This window comes from Nitrosomonas aestuarii (assembly GCF_003046585.1).
GTDB classification, from domain to species: domain Bacteria; phylum Pseudomonadota; class Gammaproteobacteria; order Burkholderiales; family Nitrosomonadaceae; genus Nitrosomonas; species Nitrosomonas aestuarii.
On the sequence record NZ_QAAE01000004.1, the window covers coordinates 96,527 to 116,312 of the forward strand.

At 42.6% G+C, this 19,786-nt stretch carries 17 protein-coding genes; all 17 read left to right on the top strand.

Going from position 1 to position 19,786, the window contains the following annotated elements; translation table 11 throughout:
* The first annotated feature begins 44 nt into the window (after positions 1-44).
* The 17 genes from C8R11_RS05055 to C8R11_RS05130 all read left to right on the top strand — a co-directional run bounded on the left by C8R11_RS05055 (position 45) and on the right by C8R11_RS05130 (position 19,754).
* The gene (locus C8R11_RS05055) at positions 45-1,199 is read left to right on the top strand and encodes an N-acetyltransferase (RefSeq protein WP_107794754.1); all 1,155 of its coding nucleotides are present in this window, start codon (positions 45-47) and stop codon (positions 1,197-1,199) included.
* Positions 1,196-2,038, top strand: a complete 843-nt coding sequence (locus C8R11_RS05060) for a nucleotidyltransferase family protein (protein WP_107794755.1) — start codon at positions 1,196-1,198, stop codon at positions 2,036-2,038. The genes C8R11_RS05055 and C8R11_RS05060 overlap by 4 nt, the downstream gene beginning before the upstream one ends.
* Before the next feature lie 58 nt (positions 2,039-2,096).
* Positions 2,097-3,173, top strand: a complete 1,077-nt coding sequence (lptF, locus tag C8R11_RS05065) for an LPS export ABC transporter permease LptF (RefSeq protein WP_107794756.1) — start codon at positions 2,097-2,099, stop codon at positions 3,171-3,173.
* A complete protein-coding gene (gene lptG, locus C8R11_RS05070; protein ID WP_244907547.1) occupies positions 3,128-4,234 on the top strand; it encodes an LPS export ABC transporter permease LptG in 1,107 nt (368 codons plus the stop codon). The genes lptF and lptG overlap by 46 nt, the downstream gene beginning before the upstream one ends.
* 137 nt (positions 4,235-4,371) lie before the next feature.
* Complete coding sequence (locus C8R11_RS05075; protein WP_107794758.1) at positions 4,372-5,631, top strand: CDP-alcohol phosphatidyltransferase family protein; 1,260 nt, start codon at positions 4,372-4,374, stop codon at positions 5,629-5,631.
* Complete coding sequence (locus tag C8R11_RS16650; RefSeq protein WP_244907548.1) at positions 5,628-6,620, top strand: diacylglycerol/lipid kinase family protein; 993 nt, start codon at positions 5,628-5,630, stop codon at positions 6,618-6,620. Before C8R11_RS05075 ends, C8R11_RS16650 begins: the two co-directional genes overlap by 4 nt.
* 11 nt (positions 6,621-6,631) lie before the next feature.
* Positions 6,632-7,606: a hypothetical protein gene (locus tag C8R11_RS16655; protein WP_244907549.1), complete on the top strand. Its 975-nt coding sequence runs from the start codon at positions 6,632-6,634 to the stop codon at positions 7,604-7,606.
* 43 nt (positions 7,607-7,649) lie between these two features.
* Positions 7,650-8,294, top strand: a complete 645-nt coding sequence (locus C8R11_RS05085; RefSeq protein WP_090701321.1) for a DUF2959 domain-containing protein — start codon at positions 7,650-7,652, stop codon at positions 8,292-8,294.
* Positions 8,295-8,501: 207 nt separating this feature from the next.
* Positions 8,502-9,284, top strand: a complete 783-nt coding sequence (locus tag C8R11_RS05090) for a methyltransferase domain-containing protein (protein ID WP_107794759.1) — start codon at positions 8,502-8,504, stop codon at positions 9,282-9,284.
* A 565-nt stretch (positions 9,285-9,849) separates the two neighbouring features.
* The gene (locus C8R11_RS05095; protein ID WP_280142083.1) at positions 9,850-11,130 is read left to right on the top strand and encodes a putative O-glycosylation ligase, exosortase A system-associated; all 1,281 of its coding nucleotides are present in this window, start codon (positions 9,850-9,852) and stop codon (positions 11,128-11,130) included.
* Between the two features lie 116 nt (positions 11,131-11,246).
* Positions 11,247-13,178: an asparagine synthase (glutamine-hydrolyzing) gene (gene asnB, locus C8R11_RS05100; protein WP_107794760.1), complete on the top strand. Its 1,932-nt coding sequence runs from the start codon at positions 11,247-11,249 to the stop codon at positions 13,176-13,178.
* Positions 13,175-14,368 carry a TIGR03087 family PEP-CTERM/XrtA system glycosyltransferase gene (locus C8R11_RS05105; protein WP_107794761.1) on the top strand — a complete coding sequence of 398 codons (1,194 nt, stop codon included), beginning with the start codon at positions 13,175-13,177 and terminating at the stop codon, positions 14,366-14,368. Before asnB ends, C8R11_RS05105 begins: the two co-directional genes overlap by 4 nt.
* Before the next feature lie 78 nt (positions 14,369-14,446).
* The gene (locus C8R11_RS05110) at positions 14,447-15,766 is read left to right on the top strand and encodes a nucleotide sugar dehydrogenase (RefSeq protein WP_107794762.1); all 1,320 of its coding nucleotides are present in this window, start codon (positions 14,447-14,449) and stop codon (positions 15,764-15,766) included.
* Positions 15,763-16,755, top strand: coding sequence for a transglutaminase-like domain-containing protein (locus C8R11_RS05115; protein ID WP_107794763.1), 993 nt, complete (start codon positions 15,763-15,765; stop codon positions 16,753-16,755). Before C8R11_RS05110 ends, C8R11_RS05115 begins: the two co-directional genes overlap by 4 nt.
* A complete protein-coding gene (locus C8R11_RS05120; RefSeq protein WP_342352454.1) occupies positions 16,748-17,968 on the top strand; it encodes a TIGR04063 family PEP-CTERM/XrtA system glycosyltransferase in 1,221 nt (406 codons plus the stop codon). The genes C8R11_RS05115 and C8R11_RS05120 overlap by 8 nt, the downstream gene beginning before the upstream one ends.
* A gap of 41 nt (positions 17,969-18,009) precedes the next feature.
* The gene (locus C8R11_RS05125) at positions 18,010-18,765 is read left to right on the top strand and encodes a class I SAM-dependent methyltransferase (RefSeq protein WP_107794764.1); all 756 of its coding nucleotides are present in this window, start codon (positions 18,010-18,012) and stop codon (positions 18,763-18,765) included.
* Positions 18,765-19,754 (top strand): polysaccharide deacetylase family protein, encoded by a 990-nt coding sequence (locus C8R11_RS05130; protein ID WP_244907550.1) that lies wholly within the window; start codon positions 18,765-18,767, stop codon positions 19,752-19,754. Before C8R11_RS05125 ends, C8R11_RS05130 begins: the two co-directional genes overlap by 1 nt.
* Positions 19,755-19,786 lie beyond the last annotated feature (32 nt).

Here is a 19,786-nt window from a genome sequence, read left to right on the forward strand (position 1 = left end):
TTAAAAAATCATCTGCAATTAAAAGACAACACAAGCACAAAGCAATGAGTCGCCCAGAAAAGAAAGTTTTTCCCAGCGCATTAACCGTACGTCCGGTGATGTCATATCGGGACATGGGCGATTTTATCGAGGTGCCATGGCTTATCTATGCTGATGATCCGGTATGGGTACCGCCATTACGTCTAGAGCGCCGCTTTCATTTTTCCAAATATAATCCTTTTCTGCAGCATGGCGAATGGCAGGCCTGGGTTGCTTATCAAAACAACATCCCGGTTGGCAGAATCAGCGCGCAAATTGATGAGCTACACCGCGAGCGATACGGTAACGACACTGGACATTTTGGATTACTGGAGTGCATTGATGATTCTGAAGTGTTTCATGCGCTGGTTCTTCATGCTGAGTCGTGGCTGGCAGCAAGACACACACGCGTAATCACGGGCCCGTTTAATTTATCGATTAACCAGGAATGCGGCATTCTGGTAGATGGCTATGATCATCCACCTGCCGTCATGATGCCACATTCTGCCCGCTGGTATCCCCGGCTGCTGGCCGAACAAGAGTATTATCCCGTCAAAGATCTGCTTGCCTACTGGATACAGGTTGACTTTGAACCGCCCAGAATCATGCAACAACTGATTAAACGACATTCCAACCGGATACATATCAGAACAATAAAGCGCAAGCAATTTTCCCGGGAAATAGAAATCCTGCGGGATATATTTAATGACGCCTGGTCTGAAAACTGGGGATTTGTACCTTTCACACAAACAGAGTTCGCAGAACTGGGTAACAGCCTTAAATACTTGGTACCTGATGATTACATTCAGATCGCTGAAGTTGATGGTTATCCCGCCGCATTCATGGCAGCACTTCCTAATTTGAATGAGATTTTTGCTGAACTCAATGGACGTATATTTCCCTTTGGCTGGCTTAAACTGATTCAAAAAATCAGAAAGCATGCAATACATACCGCGCGCATACCCTTAATGGGTGTTCGCAAACAATTCCATAACACATCTTTAGGCGTAGCGCTTGCCTGCATGGTTATTGATGCCCCCAGAAAATCAGGCATTGCGCGGGGCGTACGGGAAGTGGAACTGTCTTGGATACTCGAAGACAATAAGTCAATGCGCGGCATTCTGGAAAACATCGGCAGCAAGGAATACAAGCGTTACCGCATATATGGAAAAACACTGTGAGTTATCAACAGAAAAAAACACAACAAAAATTTGCCGCGCTGGTACTGGCCGCAGACCGCACAACAAGTGATCCGATCACTCAGCATACAGGCGCCGCCTGCAAGGCTTTCGCGCCTGTAGGCGGAGTACCCATGATTATACGTGTACTCGACGCACTCGCTGCCAGCGATCTTGTAGGTTCCATCCTCTTATGCGGCCCGCCCAGATTCCTATTGAGCGATTGTCCGCCTTTGATGAAACGCATTGAATCCGGTAAAGTGAGCTGGCTGCCTAATAAAGATTCGCCCAGTCGCAGTGCAGCGCATGGGTTAAATCACTTGCCTGCTGATAGCCCTGTACTCATAACAACCGCGGATCACGCACTGCTCACACCGCACATCGTGCACTACTTTTTAACCGAATCGATTAAAGCCGGTCATGATGCAACGGTGGGTCTGGTTACGCAGAAACAGATGACCGCTTCATTCCCAGGATCCAAGCGAACATATTTTCGTCTGCGTGATGGCGGTATATGCGGCTGCAATCTGTTTACATTTAACCCGCAGGGACGCACGCTTGTCCAATTCTGGCGACAGGTAGAAGACCTGCGCAAACAACCCTGGCAACTGATTTCACAAATTGTTGGCCCAAAAATTGTATTGTCTTATTTATTCAGACGGTTATCTCTGACACAAGCACTTAATGCCCTGGCCGCCAAGTCGGGCGTACGCGCACAAGGAATTATGCTCCCCGATGCGCGTGCAGGCATAGATGTAGATAAAATTGAAGATTTACTACTGGCCGAATCAATACTCAACAAGGCACCCGTTCCATTCTACAAACGTAAAAAAACGCTCTAACGTATTTTCATGATCTTAATTCAACAAGCTATCTATTTAATTCTGATAGGATGAATACATGAAAATTATAAAGCGCTATATAACGCGTGAGCTGACCATACCTTTTATCGTCGTGATCCTGATACTTGTCGGTTTATTTGCAAGTTTCAGCAGCGCACGCTTCCTTGCAGGCGCTGTCACTGAGACATTAGGGCTGGGCGCTCTTTTTAAACTGGTAATGCTTAAAACTTTAATTGCGTTGGAAGTGCTTATTCCGGTGGCCCTTTATATTGCCATTATCAGCGGTCTGAGTAGACTGAATAAAGATCAGGAACTTAACGTCCTGCGTTCCACCGGCATCAGCGGCAGGCGTATCGTTTACATTGTTTTAATGGTAGCTATCCCGGTAGGCATTATTAGTGGACTGCTTTCAGCCTATGTCCGTCCATGGGCATATGCCGAAAGCTATATTCTGGATGCACAGGCGGAAGCTGAACTCAACACCAATCGCTTCCAGGCAGGTCGTTTCTATGGTAGCGAAAGCAGCGGCAGAGTTGTTTATGTACATAGCAAAGATGAAACCAACAAGAAAATGAACAATATTTTTCATTATATTCAGACGCCGAACACCCGTGAAATTATCATCGCCGATGAGGCGATACAACAACAACCTGAGACCCAGGAAGAACGTCCTCACATTCAATTATCCGAAGGTTATATTTACCAACTCACGAACGCTGCATCCAGGGATGACATTATTGAATTTAAGAAACTGACCTATTTTACAGACAGCGAGCTTGCACTCAGATACCGTCGCAAGGCCGCGCCCACCAGAACACTCTGGAAATCCGAGGAACCCTGGGAAATTGCAGAATTGCAATGGCGACTTTCCAGGCCGTTTTCAACCATATTGATGGCTTTGATTGCGATAACCTTCATTCAAACCGCACCACGTCAGGACAAAGCCACAAAAACTTATCTGCTTGCCGCGATCGTTTTTGCTGTGTATTACAATCTGAGCGGTCTGGCGAAAAACTGGGTTGAACAAGGCACTGTCGGTACTGCACCGGGTATCTGGTGGTTATATATCGCCATGTTTATAATATTGTTATGGTATTCATTAAAACCCGGCCAGAAACTGTTATCCCTTCGGTAATGATTATCTTTCGTTATATTGCAATTCAGGTACTCATCGGCTTGATTATAGCCACAGCAGTTTTATTACCGTTATTCAGTTTCTTTGATCTGCTGGATCAGTTGGATGATGTCGGCAAAGGCACCTATCGGACGATTGATGCTTTTATGTATACTACAATGCTGTTGCCCCGCCGCTTTATTCAAATCGCACCATTTATCGCATTGTTAGGTACGGTGGCAGCACTGGGTGCGCTGGCAGTTAATTCCGAACTCATTGCCATGCGCACCGCTGGCATTTCTCCGGTACAAATCAGCCTGGCGCCACTTGCGGTAGGAATTGCACTTATTGTATTCATTGCGGGACTCGAGCAGTTTGTTGCGCCACAACTGCAACAAAAAGCCATCTCAAATCGAGCTGCCGCACTAAATCAAACAGCGGAATTAGGCAGAGGTTTAGGTATATGGACACGTAACGAACAGAATATCCTGCGGATTGGGCAGATGCTGCATGCTAAAAAGGCAGCAGATATAGAAATTCTTCATCTCGATAATACCGGTTTTTTGTCGGCGCATATTCATGCTCAATCTGCAGACATCCGCAATAATGACGCATGGATTCTGAGACAGGTTATCGTCAGAAAATTTACAGAAAAGGGTATTTTACTGACCCGCGCCGAAGCGCTTAGTTGGCGATCATTTTTAAATCCGGAAGATATCGCAACACTCACTAAACCACCCGAGAGCCTTTCGCCATTTGAACTCGTACGCCATGTCGATTTCCTTCGCAGTACCGGCCAGGACGCTGATTCCTATGCCCTTGCCTTATGGCGCAAAGCGGGCAGTGCTTTACTCACCATTGCTATGCTAATGCTTTCAATTCTGTTTATTTTTGGGTCAATTCGATCCGGTTTGGCCAACAAACTAGTATTCTCTGCATTAATTGGCGTTGCGGTATATCTGCTCGATCAAATTATCGCCAATGCCGGTTTGTTATTACGCCTAGATCCCGCTTTCGTGGCACTCGCACCCAGCATTGTATTAATTCTGCTGGCCATTTTCTTGCTTCGTAGAGTTTTTTAAAATCTCTGTTGATATAATAGTATGCAGGAAAAACAATCATTCAGTAGCAAAGCGGTATGTGCAACGTGATAAAAACGACAACGTTGAAATTGAACAAATATTAAAAAACAATCTTATTCCATTGAATAAAAGAACATATGCCAACAACTACATATATTTATATCACGGGTGAAAGTAAAACCAGGATTTGGGGATTGGATGGCCGGGAACGATTGCGACGGATGATTCAGTCTATCGAAAACGCAATACTGGTTGAGAAGATAGAATCAATACCTGTAGAGGCATCCCTTATTATACTGAATGCACATTACCTGTATGACATTAGGGTATTGACCGCATTGATAAATATGAAAGCGCCTATGGCGCTATACAGCCATGACAATCAACCGGTAGCAGTCCGCACAATTCAAAGTCAGGCACCGCATCTGCTCGGTGTATTGACCAATCAGAAAAACCGGAGACCGGAACATATTCTGTCAGGTCTTCCGCATTACGCACTAAACGATCTCAAAATCGATTTTCAGCAAAACCTGAAAAAGAAGGATCCACCTTACATTCTGCCAATTACGGAAAACAACCAAAAATTGCTGGAAAAAGAACTGTTCTCAGGATCTTATAAAGGTGTTACTGACCTGATTACAAAATGGGTGTGGCCGCTCCCCGCCTACTGGTGCACACATCTGTGCGTACGGCACGGCTGGCGACCCAACCATGTGACGCTGCTCAGCGTTGTTCTCGCGCTGCTGACCGGTGTTGCGTTCTGGTATGGTTATTTTGGAATCGGTCTGCTCATGGGGTGGTTCATGACCTTTCTGGACACCGTAGATGGTAAATTGGCACGAGTTACAGTAACCTCAAGTCGTATCGGCGATGTACTTGACCACGGCCTGGATATTATCCATCCCCCACTCTGGTATCTGGCCTGGGGTATCGGTCTGGCAAACACGTTGACTCCGATTGCCAATCTGGATCTATTGATATGGCTGATGTTTTTTGGTTATGTAGGTGGCCGCCTTTGCGAGGGCGCATTTCAACTCTGGCTCGCCCCGTTTGACATGTTTATCTGGCGCAAACTGGACTCTTTTAACCGCCTGATTACTGCACGGCGCAATCCCAATCTGATTTTATTGTCTTATGGCTGGTTTATAGCACAGCCGGATATCGGTTTGCTATTAGTCGTTGCCTGGCATCTGTTATCGACAGCCATTCTAACCGGAAGATTGATTGCCGGATGGCGTGCCTGGCGCCAGCAAAGCACACTGCGTTCCTGGCTACAGGATATTGATCCCGTTCGGGATCGCAGCATACTGGCAGTAAAAATTTTTACACGTGCACCAATTGATCCAAAACGTCTCGAATCCGTCAATATTGAATACGGCCGCGCTACTGACACATGACTATCGAGTCAAAGCTCAATCATTTGAAATCACTCTCGGGAAAAATCGGTCTGTTATTAAATCCCATGAGCGGACAGGTACGCAAACGAGAGAAAGCAATCCGGCAAATGCTTGATCAAATACCGCACAGTATCGTCTGTGAAGCTTCAGATGCTGCAGGCTTTATAACTGCAACGGATACATTGCTGCAGGCTGATGTGGATTTGATGGTTATCATTGCCGGAGATGGCACGTCACATGCCGTTCTCAGCCATCTTTTTACAACACTGCCCGATACTGACTGGCCCGTACTGATGATCATACCGGGCGGTACCACTAACATGACGCCGCTTGATCTCGGTATGCACGGAAAACCGGAAAAAATTCTGCATCGCTTGATTGATTATCTACAACAACCTGGCACACCTGAGCTGGCTCAACGTCCGGTATTGCGTATCGAACAAAACGGGAAAGACACCATTTTTGGTATGTTCTTTGCTGTTGGATTGGTCGCTCGAGGTGTCAAATTCTCACGCAGCAGTGTCAAACACATCGGTATCACGGGCGGGGTTTTTACGTTTTTAATCATGCTGCATTCATTGATCGGTATGATTTTTAGCCTAAACCAGAGGAAGTCGGCATCTGTCAACCTGTCAATAATGAAAGAAAATGGCGAAAAAATCGAAGGTACTTATCTTTTTGCACTAATCAGCGCGCTCGATTGCCTGTTATTAAACCTCCGTCCGTATTGGGGACAAGAAACAGCGCCACTTCACATCACATGGGTTGATCAACGACGCAAAAAACTATGGCGATCCATATGGCCATTGATAACTGGAAAAGGCCACATACTCAAGGAACAGGACGGCTATCATAGCCATAATGCAAATACACTCACCATTCATATGAATGACGAATATATCGTTGACGGAGAACTCTATCAATCAACCGATTCCAATGCGCCTTTACGCATCACTGCAACACAACCCGTCACATTTCTGGTACTTTAACTTTTACAACCATGACAAACACTGTATCAACAGTACCGGAAGCAATTCCTGAGAAATTGATTGCTGCAGTCGCTGCACAAAGTACGCGCAGTATCTCGTCTGATTTCCCGATATTGGCAGAAGCTTTGCTGGAACGCTATGGAACGTCTGCAGATGGCGTTATCCTTTATGGATCATGCCTGCGCACCAGCGATCTTGACGAAGGTATTGCAGATCTTTACGTGCTGGTTGATGATTATAAGAACGCTTACACCCGGCGTCATTTAAGTCTTCTCAACGCATGGCTGGCGCCCAACGTGTTTTATCTCGAAGTATCTCACCAAGACCGAACATTACGTGCCAAGTATGCAGTCATCACTACGGCTGAATTTGAAAAGGGCGCACAGTACTGGTTTCATTCCTACATCTGGGCACGTTTCGCACAACCATCACGGTTGCTTTATGCGCGTGATGAAAAAAACCGGCAACGCATTTTTAACGCCATCGCCCATTCGGTTATCACTTTTCTGTCATCGGGTGGAAAAACGCTGGAAAATAACGCTTTCACGGTAGCAGATATCTGGACTCGATGCCTGATGCTAAGCTATGCAGCCGAATTGCGCGCAGAACAGGAAACTCGCGCCCGACATCTGGCAACACTGAATCTGAATGATTTCACACAACTGACAGAAACCGCTTATCCGGTGTTGACAGAGGTTTTTAACTATCAACCAGAAAGCGGTACTTATTTATGTCGGAATACTGCTGCCACACGCAGACTTGCGCTACAACATTGGCGATTGAGGCGTTGGCAAGGCCGTATTCTGTCAGTCTTACGCTTGTCGAAAGCTACGCTCACTTTTAGCGGTTACCTGGAATATGCTGCATGGAAAATAGAACGTCACACCGGTGTGAGTGTTGAAATTACGCCCGTGTTGCGTCGTCATCCGGTCATCTGGGGCTTGAAGGTCATGTGGCAACTACTGCGCCGCGGTATCATACGTTGAGCATTCATTTTTATCCACAGTCTAACCATGTTATGGAGAAACCATGAATTCAAAATATTTCTTACCTGCATTCGCTATGTTACTTACACTGGGCGCCTGTTCGACCATGTATTACGAAGGTCTGGAAAAAATCGGCATTCCCAAAAGAGACGTAATGGTACACCGGGTGGAAAAGGCACGTGATACGCAGGAAGAAACCAAAGAACAATTCAAGTCTGCTCTCGCACAATTCACCGCTGCCACGAATTTTAGAGGCGGCGATCTGGAAGCCATTTACACCAAACTCAATGATGAATACGAAGCCAGCGTCAGCAAGGCTGAAGAAGTCAGAAGTCGCATTGAAGATATCGAAGATGTATCTGAAGCGTTATTCGCCGAGTGGGAACAGGAGATTACGCAATACAGCAATCCCAGCATGAAACGCAGTAGTCAGAATAAGCTGAATACTACAAAATCACATTATCGTCAGTTAATCGCTTCCATGAAAAGCGCCGAAGCCAAAATCGAACCGATACTCAGCGTTTTCAGAGATCAGGTGATGTTCCTAAAACACAACCTGAATGCTCAGGCAATCACTTCACTAAAAAGTGAGCTCGGCAATATTGAATCGGACGTTTCTGCATTGATATCTTCAATGGAAAAGTCAATTGATGAAGCCAATGCATTCATCAACACCATGGAAAAATGAATAATCCAGATCAAAGTAATTTCAGTTAAATTGGGTTATGAAATGAACACTGAAAAAATTTCAAGATAGATCACGAAATTGGCGACAGCAATGTCAAGATTTGAACATGAACAGTATTTTCTTAAGTGCATGCTATACTTTGACGTAGTGTAGCATTGAGAGAAATCTGCAAAGTCAAACCAGTCATTACGATCTTGTCGAAAATTTATGAAAAATTTGCTGGAACATGTTGCCAAACGCGTTTTCCGTTTTACTTATGGAAGTAACCCTAAAGGAGAAGGCCCTCAAATCAGGAAGAAATTTGCATACTTTACTCCGGAAGATTATTACCAGGCATCAATTGTTTCTATCCTTAAAAAAAGCGACAAGTGGCTTGACATCGGGTGTGGAAGAGATATCTTTCCAGATAATCAAAGACTCGCGAAAATTCTGACCTCACGTGCACAAGAAACCGTCGGCGTCGATCCAAGCCCAAATGTACGGGACAACAAATTGCTGGATCGTGCATATCTGGGTTTTGCCGATAGTGTCCAAGAAGATAATTACTACAATTTGATTACACTGCGTATGGTTGCTGAGCATGTAGCCGACCCAGATGAACTGGTAACCCAAATTGACAGGATTGCGGCCAACGATGCTCACGTCATTGTATATACAATTTACAAGTGGTCACCTGTATCCATAATTACCATGCTCACCCCTTTCTGGGCGCATCATGCGCCAAAACGTTTTTTTTGGCGTACAGAGGAGCGTGACACTTTTCCTGTTGAGTACAAAATGAACACAAAGTCACAATTGAATAAAGTTTTCTCTCGCAGAGATTTTGTGAACGTAAGTTTTATGTATCTAGATGACTGCCGCACACTGGCAAAGTACAAATTTACTTTATATGCAGAGCTAATCTTGAGAAAATTTTTGAATTTTTTTAATTTCCACTATCCGGAACTTTGTATATTATCTATTTATAGAAAAAACAATAAGGGTCAATAGCGTTAATTTGTTGTTTTTAAGTATTAATGGATATAACATCTAAAGTCATGCATGATAAATTTCTTAGCGGAGTTAGGAACAGTCAACATATGTAACTAGCAGAAGAAATTTTTTTTCATGGTTGAAACGATTTGCATCGCGTCGCTCGATGCAGCGCACATCCGACCGGCGCGGGGTAAACCGTCAGACATTGGTCGTTAACTGTTTTTATGGCTGATTTCAAATACTTTTTACAACACCTACTTGCATTCGATGGACTCCATATTGTCCAACTGTTCAATAGATACAATCAATATTGAAGTATGTTATCGAACTGAAAAATAAAGTCACAGTGTCGTCATAAATGATCGAGCACAGCGCTCATTTCTTTCAGATTTATCGCTAGTTGCCGTTAACAGTCATCGAATAATGATTCAAGGCATTTTTCGAAAAGAAACTAATTTTACTTGCGAATATAGAGCATTCTTATATCAAACCTTTTAAAGATGTACATTTTTAAGATTCAAATCAAGTTTGTGCTTCTATTAATCGGACTGCCGAAATCCGGGGGTATTGCTTGAGAGACTTGCTCGTATTTTTGATCATTTTCGGCGTCTTACCTTTTATATTTAAAAGACCGCATATCGGCATTTATCTCTGGTCCTGGATTGGCTATATGAATCCACATCGATTAGCCTGGGGTCTGGCATTTTATTTTCCTTTTGCCCAAATAACCGGGCTGGTAACGCTAATTTCTTTTTTTTACTCCTCTAAGAAGCTTAAATTCTTTTGGTCACCCACAATGGGATGGTTGATCTTTTTTAATGTATGGATGCTTGTTTCGACTATTTTTGCAATGTATCCGGAAGAAGCCTGGCCTCAATTGGAGAAAATAATAAAAATCCAGCTGGTTATTTTTTTAACGCTGTTTGCATTGGTTGATCGGGAAAAAGTACATATACTCGTCTGGATAATTGTTATTTCTATCGGGTTTTATGGTTTTAAAGGCGGCATTTTTACATTAACAACAGGTGGAGGCTCTCATGTTTTGGGGCCTCGCGGAGGTTTTATTGCAGGCAATACAGAAATTGGCCTTGCACTGGTTATGATTTTACCATTGGTTTGGTATTTATATTTAAATACCTACAATAAATGGGTGCGCTACGGCTTAATGCTATCAATGTTCCTTATTCCTATTGGAATTCTAGGCACACAATCACGCGGCGCATTTTTGGCGATCGCAGCAGTGGCGGTTTTTTTATGGTTAAAAAGCTCCCGAAAAGCAATAATCTTTTTTGCTTTGTTAATGCTGTCACCATTTTTTTATATGGTTATGCCACAATCATGGCATGATCGAATGGGTACCATAAAAACCTATGAAGAAGATGGGTCCGCCATGGCGCGTTTAAAAGCCTGGGAATTTGGTTATGAGTTAGCGCGCGATCGCCCCATAACAGGAGGGGGATTTGAAAGTCATAGCGTTGAGAATTATATACGTTACGTCCCACATCAGGTTGAGGCGGGTGTTGCAACATTCCACGATTATCACAGTATTTATTTCGAAATTCTGGCTGAACATGGCTTTGTCGGTCTGTTCATTTTTTTAATGTTATTTGTTCATTACTGGCTCACTGCAAATAAAATAATAAAAATTGCCAAATCTACTGTGGAAGACAAATGGGCGCTTGATCTCGCAGCAATGCTGCAAGTCTCATTCATAGGATATGCGGTGGGCGGTGCCTTTTTGGGCTTAGCATATTTTGATCTTTTCTATCACTACCTGGCTATATTGATCATAACCTTAAGGATTTTAAAAGAAAAAAATGAGCCCGTCCTGCCCGAGGAATCCATAGAGCGCAAAACATGAGCTTCTTACCTATCGAAGAACAAACTTACCTTTTGAAAACCTGGTTTTTCCAGGTCATTGCATTTACGAATTTATCATTCCAATTACTTTCAATTAACTTGGTGAAGTCTTAACTCATGTGTGGAATATACGGCGGCATTGCATTACGTGCGGGTACAAAGCTTGACGCATCGTTACTGAACCGGATGGGAAAAATTACCGCCCATCGTGGCCCGGATGACGAAGGTATATTCACTTCCAATCAAATGGCTATTGGCATGCGCCGCCTGTCTATCATTGATTTAGAGGGTGGACATCAACCGTTATTCAACGAGAATAAACGTATTGCAGTGGTTTGTAACGGTGAAATTTACAATTTTCAAATACTCAGGCAGCAACTGATTAAACTTGGACACCATTTTTCCACCCATTCCGATTCAGAGGTGATAGTCCATCTTTATGAGCAGTATGGTGAAGATTTTCTGCAACATCTAAACGGCATGTATGCGTTGGCACTATGGGATGCAGATAAAGAAACGCTGATCATTGCGCGTGATCGCCTTGGCATCAAGCCTGTTTATTATCACCTGAACGACAACGTTCTTTTATTCTCCACAGAAGCCAAAGCACTTTTTCAATTTCAAGGACTTACGCCCAAGCTAGATAAAGTTGCTGCAGGATTATATGTGCAACTGGGTTACGTACCGGCACCCCATTCTATTTTTGAAGGCGTACGAAAATTACCGGTTGCTTCATATATCAGAGCAAGCAAAGACCATTTTTCCATCACAGAATATTGGCAACCGGATTACAAACAACGCACTTATTCTGCCAGTCAGTGGAAAAAAGAAATTCGTGAACAGCTTGAAAAGTCAGTTTCTTCCCAGATGGTCAGCGATGTCCCCGTTGGAGCTTTTTTATCCGGCGGGATAGATTCCAGCCTGGTTGTTGGTTTGATGGCAAAACATACTCAGAAGCCTGTTAAAACCTACGCCATTGGATTTGATACTGAAGGCCCGGCGCGACTATATAATGAATTGCCTTACGCTAAACAAGTTTCAAATTTATTCGGTACCGAGCATCATGAAATTATAGTTAAGCCTGATATTATTCATCTTTTACCAAAACTTTTATGGCATATGGATGAACCTATTGCCGATACAGCTTTTATTACCACCTACCTGGTATCTGAATTTGCCAAGCAGGATGTTACAGTTATTCTGAGCGGTGTCGGTGGTGATGAATTATTTGGTGGCTATCGGCGCTATCAAGGTGAATACTACAATCAGTTTTATCAAAAAATTCCATCATGGTTGAGAAAAAATGCAATTCTGCCGTTGGCGCGTTTGTTACCCAGCGATCGTCACTCCAAGTGGCTAAACTATAGCCGGTTGGCAAAAAGCTTCATGCTGACAGCTGAAATGCCTGTTGAACAGCGCTACAAATCGTATATTGAAATAACGGATAAAGAACTGCGTGACCGTTTGTTGAATTATGAAATGGATTGGGAAGCTAATGACGTAGTTTTGAATGCTTTTCAAGGTTGCTCAGATGTCTCGGAATTGCACCAGTTATTTGAAGTTGATCGCTTAACGCAACTTCCTGATGATCTGTTGATGTTGACAGATAAAATGACGATGGCAACATCACTTGAATGCCGTGTACCATTGCTCGATCATGAATTGGTCGAATTAGCGTGCAGCATGCCCCCGGAGCTCAAAATTAGCGGCGGAGAGCTTAAATACATCTTAAAAGAATGTTTATCGGATCTGCTGCCGCCAGAAATTCTTTATCGAAAAAAACGCGGCTTCGGTGCACCGATGGGAGCATGGATAAAGAAAGAGTTATTGCCGCTTTTAGAATCTGTATTAAGTCCTGATGCCATCAAAGCGCGTGGCGTCTTTAATTCCGATGTCGTGCAGATACTGATAAAAGAGCATCTTGATAGAAAAAGCGATCATACTGATATTTTGATCGGATTATTTAACTTTGAGATCTGGTCGAGACTGATGCTTGATCAAGTCACACCGGAAACCCTGGAAGCAGATTTAAAACAACTCATCCAATGAAAATTTTGTATATTTGTCATCGTTTTCCTTTTCCACCCAAGCGTGGTGGCAAGATCCGCCCATTTAACATGATTAAATATTTGACGGAACAGGGCCATCAAGTGTGGGTTGCATCTTTGGCCAGGTCACAACAAGAATACGATGAATGCGCAGGCATAGCAGATTATTGCCATCAATATACAATTGGACTGATCAATGAATCTGTGCAATGGGCACGCATGATTGCATATTTACCGGTACCAACACCATCTTCCTTGGCCTACTTTTATAGTAGAAAATTAAAAAAACAGATTAACTCCTGGCTGGAGACAGAGAATTTTGATCTGATCTTTGTGCACTGCTCCTCTGTCGCTCAGTATGTGGAAAATGTTAAGCATATTCCAAAAATATTGGATTATGGTGACATGGATTCCCAAAAATGGCTGACCTATCGAGGCTTCAAACCTTTTCCGTTAAACCTGGGGTACTGGTGGGAAGGTATGAAAATGGAATATTCCGAAAAAAAACTGGCGCCAAGATTTGATTTAACCACCTGCACCACAAAAGCGGAGTTATCCACTCTCAGGAGCTATGGTACAGCAATAAGAACGGATTGGTTTCCCAATGGAGTTGATGCTGATTTCTTTCAACCCGACGGCACTGCCTATGATCCCCTGAGCATTTCTTTTATAGGTCGCATGGATTATTTTCCCAACCAGCAGTGTATGCTGGAGTTTTGCCAACACACCTTGCCGCTAATACAACAAAAAATACCTGAAACAGAACTTTATATTGTTGGCGCAGAACCTTCCAAAGAAATCAAGGCACTAGAAAGAATAAAAGGTGTGCACGTGACAGGAAGCGTTAAAGATGTACGTCCATATATTTTAAAAACTGCCGCAATGATTGCGCCACTGAATATTGCCCGTGGAACACAAAATAAAATTCTAGAAGCAATGGCAATGGGTGTTCCTGTCGTTTCCAGTTCTCTTGCTGCAGACGGTATTGATGCTGTCTCCGGCGAACATTTTTTAACAGCCGATACGCCAGCCGAATATGCCGAGAAACTGATTAGCCTGATGGAATCAGCGTCGTTAAGGGATAAATATGCCAAAGCTGGCCGAGAACGAATGTTATCTAATCATTCTTGGCATGAGAGCATGAGCAAAATGGAATCACTCATTTTGAATTGCGTTAAGAATCGTAAATAAATTCAGTGCATAAACGGGCTGGCTTAAAATTAAGTAAAAACATTTCAGAAATTTGAAATTTATAAATTAGGAGTTGGAATGGATATCAGTGTATTTGGTCTAGGTTATGTCGGTGCAGTATCTTTAGCGTGTCTTGCAAAAGAAGGCCACAACGTAACGGGTGTTGATATAGATAATACCAAACTGGACCTCATAAGATCAGGAAAATCTCCGGTTATTGAAGCCGGAATGCCAGAACTCGTTCAGGAGGTTGTCGCTGCAGGCCGTGTAAAACTTACACAATCCACACAAGAGGCCATAGCCCAAACAAACTTATCTTTTGTTTGTGTTGGCACACCTTCTCAACCCAATGGAAATCAGGATCAAACAGCGGTATTGCGGCTGACAGAGCAACTGGGAGCAGCGCTTAAATTAAAAAATGACCATCATATCATTATATTCCGTTCAACACTGATACCCGGAACGGTAATGAACACGCTCATTCCAATGCTGGAAAAAATTTCTGGAAAAGTGAATGGTGTCGATTTCGATGTATGCTTTCAGCCCGAATTTTTACGCGAAGGGACATCAATCAAAGATTACTACAAACCACCCTTTACTGTTGCTGGTGTAACCTCGAATAAACCAAAGGAAGTTTTTGAAAAGTTATTCTCCAGTCTTCCTGGGGAAATAATTTTTACAGATATTGCCACTGCAGAAACGATGAAGTATTTTTGTAATATTTTTCATGCACTCAAAATCACATTTGCAAATGAAGTGGCACGTTTGTGCGAATCTATCAAGGTCGATCCGCACGCTGTCATGGAGCTTATTTGCAAGGATAAACAACTGAACATCTCAAGTGCTTATATGAAGCCCGGTTTTTCTTTTGGCGGCAGTTGCTTGCCCAAAGATCTCAGAGCAATCAACTATATAGCCAAACAAAATGACATCGATATTCCGATGCTAAAAGCAGTATTGCCGTCAAACCGGGTACATCTTGATCAGGCGTTACAAAAAATAATGCTTTCCGGATTGAAAAAAGTTGGTTTTATAGGACTCAGCTTTAAAACCGGAACAGATGATTTACGTGAAAGTCCGCTAGTAGATCTGGCCGAGAAGCTGATTGGCAAGGGCTACATACTCAAAATCTATGACCCTGAAGTCAATATTTCCAAGTTAATTGGCGCGAACAAAAGCTTTATAGAAACAAGTATTCCACACATTGGTTCACTGATGACAACGGATTATGAAAACTTATTGAATACAAGCGAAATAATCGTTGTAGGTATAACAGACCGAAACCTGATTACGACATTAATTGAAACTTCCAGAACAGAACAAATCATTTTAGACTTAGTCAATATTAAAGAACGGAATAAATTAAACGCAAAATATATAGGGATGTGCTGGGAATGATAAAAAAACGTTATTTTCTACAGTTAAGTATGGTTATCCTTGGGATAGTAATCAGCTGCGCTTATTTATTCTCTATAGCAACACCTTCAGAAGAAGCTGCGCGCATTCGAAATTCTCTGGTACATCAACCTGGCCATCTTGATGATTTTATCTGGAACCCATCAACTTATCCGGCTGATTTTAAAATTGAAACTGCGTTACCGCCTTTATATTTTAAGCAATTTATTGAGAGCTTGCCTATTGAACCAGACATGTCGGAATTAGACAAGTTTCTTCTCGCTGCAAAGAAAATCATTGACCGAGAGAGACGTGGGGGACCTATTATGTCCAATACGGTTGATGCACTCAAGAAAATGCAGAGTGAAGGTATAGGATGGTGTTCTGACTACACCCAGGTTTTTAACGGCATAGCCCATACCATGGAAATTCCGGTCAGAGAATGGGGCATCTCATTTGACGGCTACAGTGGCTATGGTCATGCGTTTAATGAAATTTTTGATAAAAAACTAGGTAAATGGGTTTTCATTGATGCTTTTTATGCATTTTATGTCAGCAATTCCGAAGGTGAACCCTTGTCTGTCCTGGAGTTTCGTCAAATGCTTAGTACTTCACCTGATCAACTGATCATTCATAAAATTATCCAGGAACAATTTGGCTTTAAAGATAATGCTGCCGCATTGGATTATTATCAACGAGGTATGCCGCAGTTATTTTTAATATGGGCAAATGATGTATTTAGTTATGATGCTAATCCGCTCATTCAATTAGCAGGCTCCTACTCCAGGATGGCAGAGCAGATTACCGGGATTTTACTCGGAATTAATCAGGAGATTCGACTATACCCCGATCCACACAGTTTACAACAACAAAATAAATTACTTTCACTCAAGTACAAAGTCATTTCCATTATTATGTTGAACATAATATTGGGAATCCTCTTTTTGTTTATCCTTGTTAAAATGTTTAATCGCCGCATCAGTCATGGCTAAAAATATTAAAGTGCTTCACGTGCTTGATCATTCTTTACCATTACATAGCGGCTATACATTTCGCACCCGTTCAATCTTATCCATTCAACACCAAATGGGTATTCAAACAGCACTGGTTACGAGCTGTAAACACGCTGAGAACAGCCAGTGCACCGACAAGATTGAACAAATCGATGGTCTGAGATTTTATCGCACATACCCTTCATTCCTGAGTAAGCTACCTGTCATTAATCAACTGGATGTCATCTTGACTTTAATCAATCGGCTTCATACTGTTATTAACATTGAACAGCCCGACGTCATTCATGCACATTCACCTTGTCTAAATGGGTTAGCAGCCTTATATGCAGGGAAAAAACATAATATTCCCGTGCTCTATGAAATGCGTGCTTCATGGGAAGATGCGGCAGTAAGTCACGGCGCCTGTCAGGAAAACGATTTGCGTTACAAAATTTCCAGAGCGATGGAAACCTATGTGTTAAAACGTTCTGACCATATCACTACCATATGCGAAGGCCTGAGAGGAGACATTCAGGTTCGTGGCATTTCTCCAGACAAAATTACCGTCATACCCAATGCTGTAAATACCGATCAGTTCCAGCCTATTTACGAAAAAGATGCAGTACTTTTATCAAAGCTAAATCTTTCTAATAAAAGAATTCTTGGTTTTATCGGTTCATTTTACGAATACGAAGGCCTGGAATTACTGATAAAAGCAACAGCGGCTTTAAAAAATGAATGCCCGGATTTACATTTATTACTGGTTGGCGGTGGTCAGGCTGAAAAACAACTGAAAGAAATCGCTTCTCAACTAGATATTTTAAATCAAGTGACTTTTACAGGAAGAATTAACCACAGCGAAGTAATGAGGTATTACAGTATCATTGATTTACTCGTGTATCCGAGACTGCCCATGCGACTAACTAATCTGGTTACACCGCTAAAACCATTGGAAGCGATGGCAATGGGACGACCATGTATTGCCTCAGATGTGGGCGGCCACAAAGAACTTATTATTGATCAGGAAGATGGTTTGCTATTCAAGGCAGGCAGTTTGGATGACCTGATTGAGCTACTAAAATCAACCTACCTAAAGCCCGATTTTAGTTCAATTATCAAAAATGGATTGTATAAAGTAAAAGAAAAACGTAACTGGGAAGTCAGTGTTGCACCCTATCATTCAATTTATTTATCCCTGGCTGAAAAACATTAAATAAATTTTCCCCACTGGATATCAATCAATTTTATTAATCAATGAATAAACCACGTTCATTTGAAAAATTATGGCGAAAACGATTCGAAAGTTTTGCTACAAATGCAGAGGATGACGCCGGTATAGCGGGATGGTCACCCACAGGCCTGGATGCCCGCCTGCGTAAGTTCAAGGAAATTTGGAATAGCAACAACTATATACTGAAAAAAAAATACTGGCTTGATGCTGGTTGTGGTGCAGGCACCTACTCAAGGTTTATAGCAAAACAAGGTGTGGATATCGTTGGGCTAGATTACTCTTTTCCATCTTTACAGAAGGCGATAGCCAAGGGGGAAGAATCCATTTCATGGTGTGTAGCGGATATCAACAAAATTCCCCTTAAACAAAATTACTTTGATGGCATAATTTGCTTCGGCGTGACACAAGCCCTGGATGATTCAGCAAATGCAATCCAGGGGTTATCGATGATAATCAGACCAGGTGGATATGTTTTTATAGACGCATTAAACAGCCGTTGCTTGCCACACATCTGGGAACATTTTTCGCGCAAAATCCGAAATAAACCCATCCATTTGCGCTATGAAACAGTCAGTAACTTACATCAATTAATGAGAAAAAACGGTTTAACCAATATTCGGTTATACTGGCTGCCAATCTTACCTGCACGCTGGTACCGCTATCAGTGGATAGTTGAAACGCGTCTGACCAAATGGGTCTTCCGTCATATCCCGTTCTTTGGTCAATTACTGAGTCACGCATTCATCGTGAGTGGGCAACGACCACAGGACACCGCCTGATGTCCGATTTATTCACCTCACTGGAAACCGCCTTCGTGAACAAATTAATTTCATTATTTTCGCCATCGGGCAAATACGCGCGATTATCCATTGTTCTTTATCATAGTATTTCTCCTGAACCCGACGAATTGCTGTCCGAACAAGAAGATGTCGCAATCTTTGATACACATATCCGCTTTTTATCCAGTCACTTCAACATACTGCCTTTGCATGAAGCAATTCAGCGTCTGCAAGATGGCACATTACCCAGTCGGGCTGCCTGCATTACATTTGATGATGGTTATGCAAATAATGCAGAAGTTGCGCTACCGGTTTTGCAGAAATATAATGCAACGGCTACTTTTTTTATTGCGGCCGCTTTTATTAATGGCGGCATGATGTGGAATGACAAAGTAATTGAACTCATACGACACGCACCCGGAGAACTCCTTGATTTAAATGAGATTGGTTTTGGGAAGCATGACATCGGTTCGCTTGAGCAGCGTCAAAAAACACTGTTTGCTTTAATTAACAAGTTCAAATATCTGCCTCATGAAGAAAAATATGCGCAGCTTGAAAAATTATGCCATTTAATACCGGTCACTCTCTCGGAAAATATGATGATGACCGCAGATCAGATCAGGAAACTACACCACGCAGGCATGGAAATCGGTGGCCATACAGTCAGTCATCCGATTCTTGCACGCACGGATAATGAAGTCGCTTACACTGAAATAAAGAATGGCAAGAAATTACTGGAAGACATCATCCAGGCACCTGTCCGCTTATTTGCCTATCCAAATGGAAAACCCAGGCAGGATTATTTACCAGAGCATGTTGCCATGCTGAAGGAAATTGGTTTTGAGGGTGCTGTTTCCACTGCCTGGGGTGCTGCAAACAATCATGCTGATATCTATCAGCTGCCGAGATTCACACCTTGGGATAAAAATAGAATTCGCTTTGTAATGCGCATGGTCCAAAATATGTTCAGAACTACCAACACTTGTTAATATCGTATTCTTTCATTTAGCCAAAGTTTTAG

Bases quoted from the DNA above. Each gene is read 5' to 3' on its own strand.
- C8R11_RS05085 (WP_090701321.1), top strand. From the start codon at position 7,650: ATGAATTCAAAATATTTCTTACCTGCATTCGCTATGTTACTTACACTG.
- C8R11_RS16655 (WP_244907549.1), top strand. From the start codon at position 6,632: ATGACAAACACTGTATCAACAGTACCGGAAGCAATTCCTGAGAAATTG.
- C8R11_RS05125 (WP_107794764.1), top strand. From the start codon at position 18,010: ATGAATAAACCACGTTCATTTGAAAAATTATGGCGAAAACGATTCGAA.
- C8R11_RS05105 (WP_107794761.1), top strand. From the start codon at position 13,175: ATGAAAATTTTGTATATTTGTCATCGTTTTCCTTTTCCACCCAAGCGT.
- C8R11_RS05130 (WP_244907550.1), top strand. From the start codon at position 18,765: ATGTCCGATTTATTCACCTCACTGGAAACCGCCTTCGTGAACAAATTA.
- C8R11_RS05075 (WP_107794758.1), top strand. From the start codon at position 4,372: ATGCCAACAACTACATATATTTATATCACGGGTGAAAGTAAAACCAGG.
- asnB (WP_107794760.1), top strand. From the start codon at position 11,247: ATGTGTGGAATATACGGCGGCATTGCATTACGTGCGGGTACAAAGCTT.
- C8R11_RS05110 (WP_107794762.1), top strand. From the start codon at position 14,447: ATGGATATCAGTGTATTTGGTCTAGGTTATGTCGGTGCAGTATCTTTA.
- C8R11_RS05055 (WP_107794754.1), top strand. From the start codon at position 45: ATGAGTCGCCCAGAAAAGAAAGTTTTTCCCAGCGCATTAACCGTACGT.
- C8R11_RS16650 (WP_244907548.1), top strand. From the start codon at position 5,628: ATGACTATCGAGTCAAAGCTCAATCATTTGAAATCACTCTCGGGAAAA.
- C8R11_RS05115 (WP_107794763.1), top strand. From the start codon at position 15,763: ATGATAAAAAAACGTTATTTTCTACAGTTAAGTATGGTTATCCTTGGG.
- C8R11_RS05090 (WP_107794759.1), top strand. From the start codon at position 8,502: ATGAAAAATTTGCTGGAACATGTTGCCAAACGCGTTTTCCGTTTTACT.
- lptF (WP_107794756.1), top strand. From the start codon at position 2,097: ATGAAAATTATAAAGCGCTATATAACGCGTGAGCTGACCATACCTTTT.
- lptG (WP_244907547.1), top strand. From the start codon at position 3,128: ATGGTATTCATTAAAACCCGGCCAGAAACTGTTATCCCTTCGGTAATG.
- C8R11_RS05120 (WP_342352454.1), top strand. From the start codon at position 16,748: ATGGCTAAAAATATTAAAGTGCTTCACGTGCTTGATCATTCTTTACCA.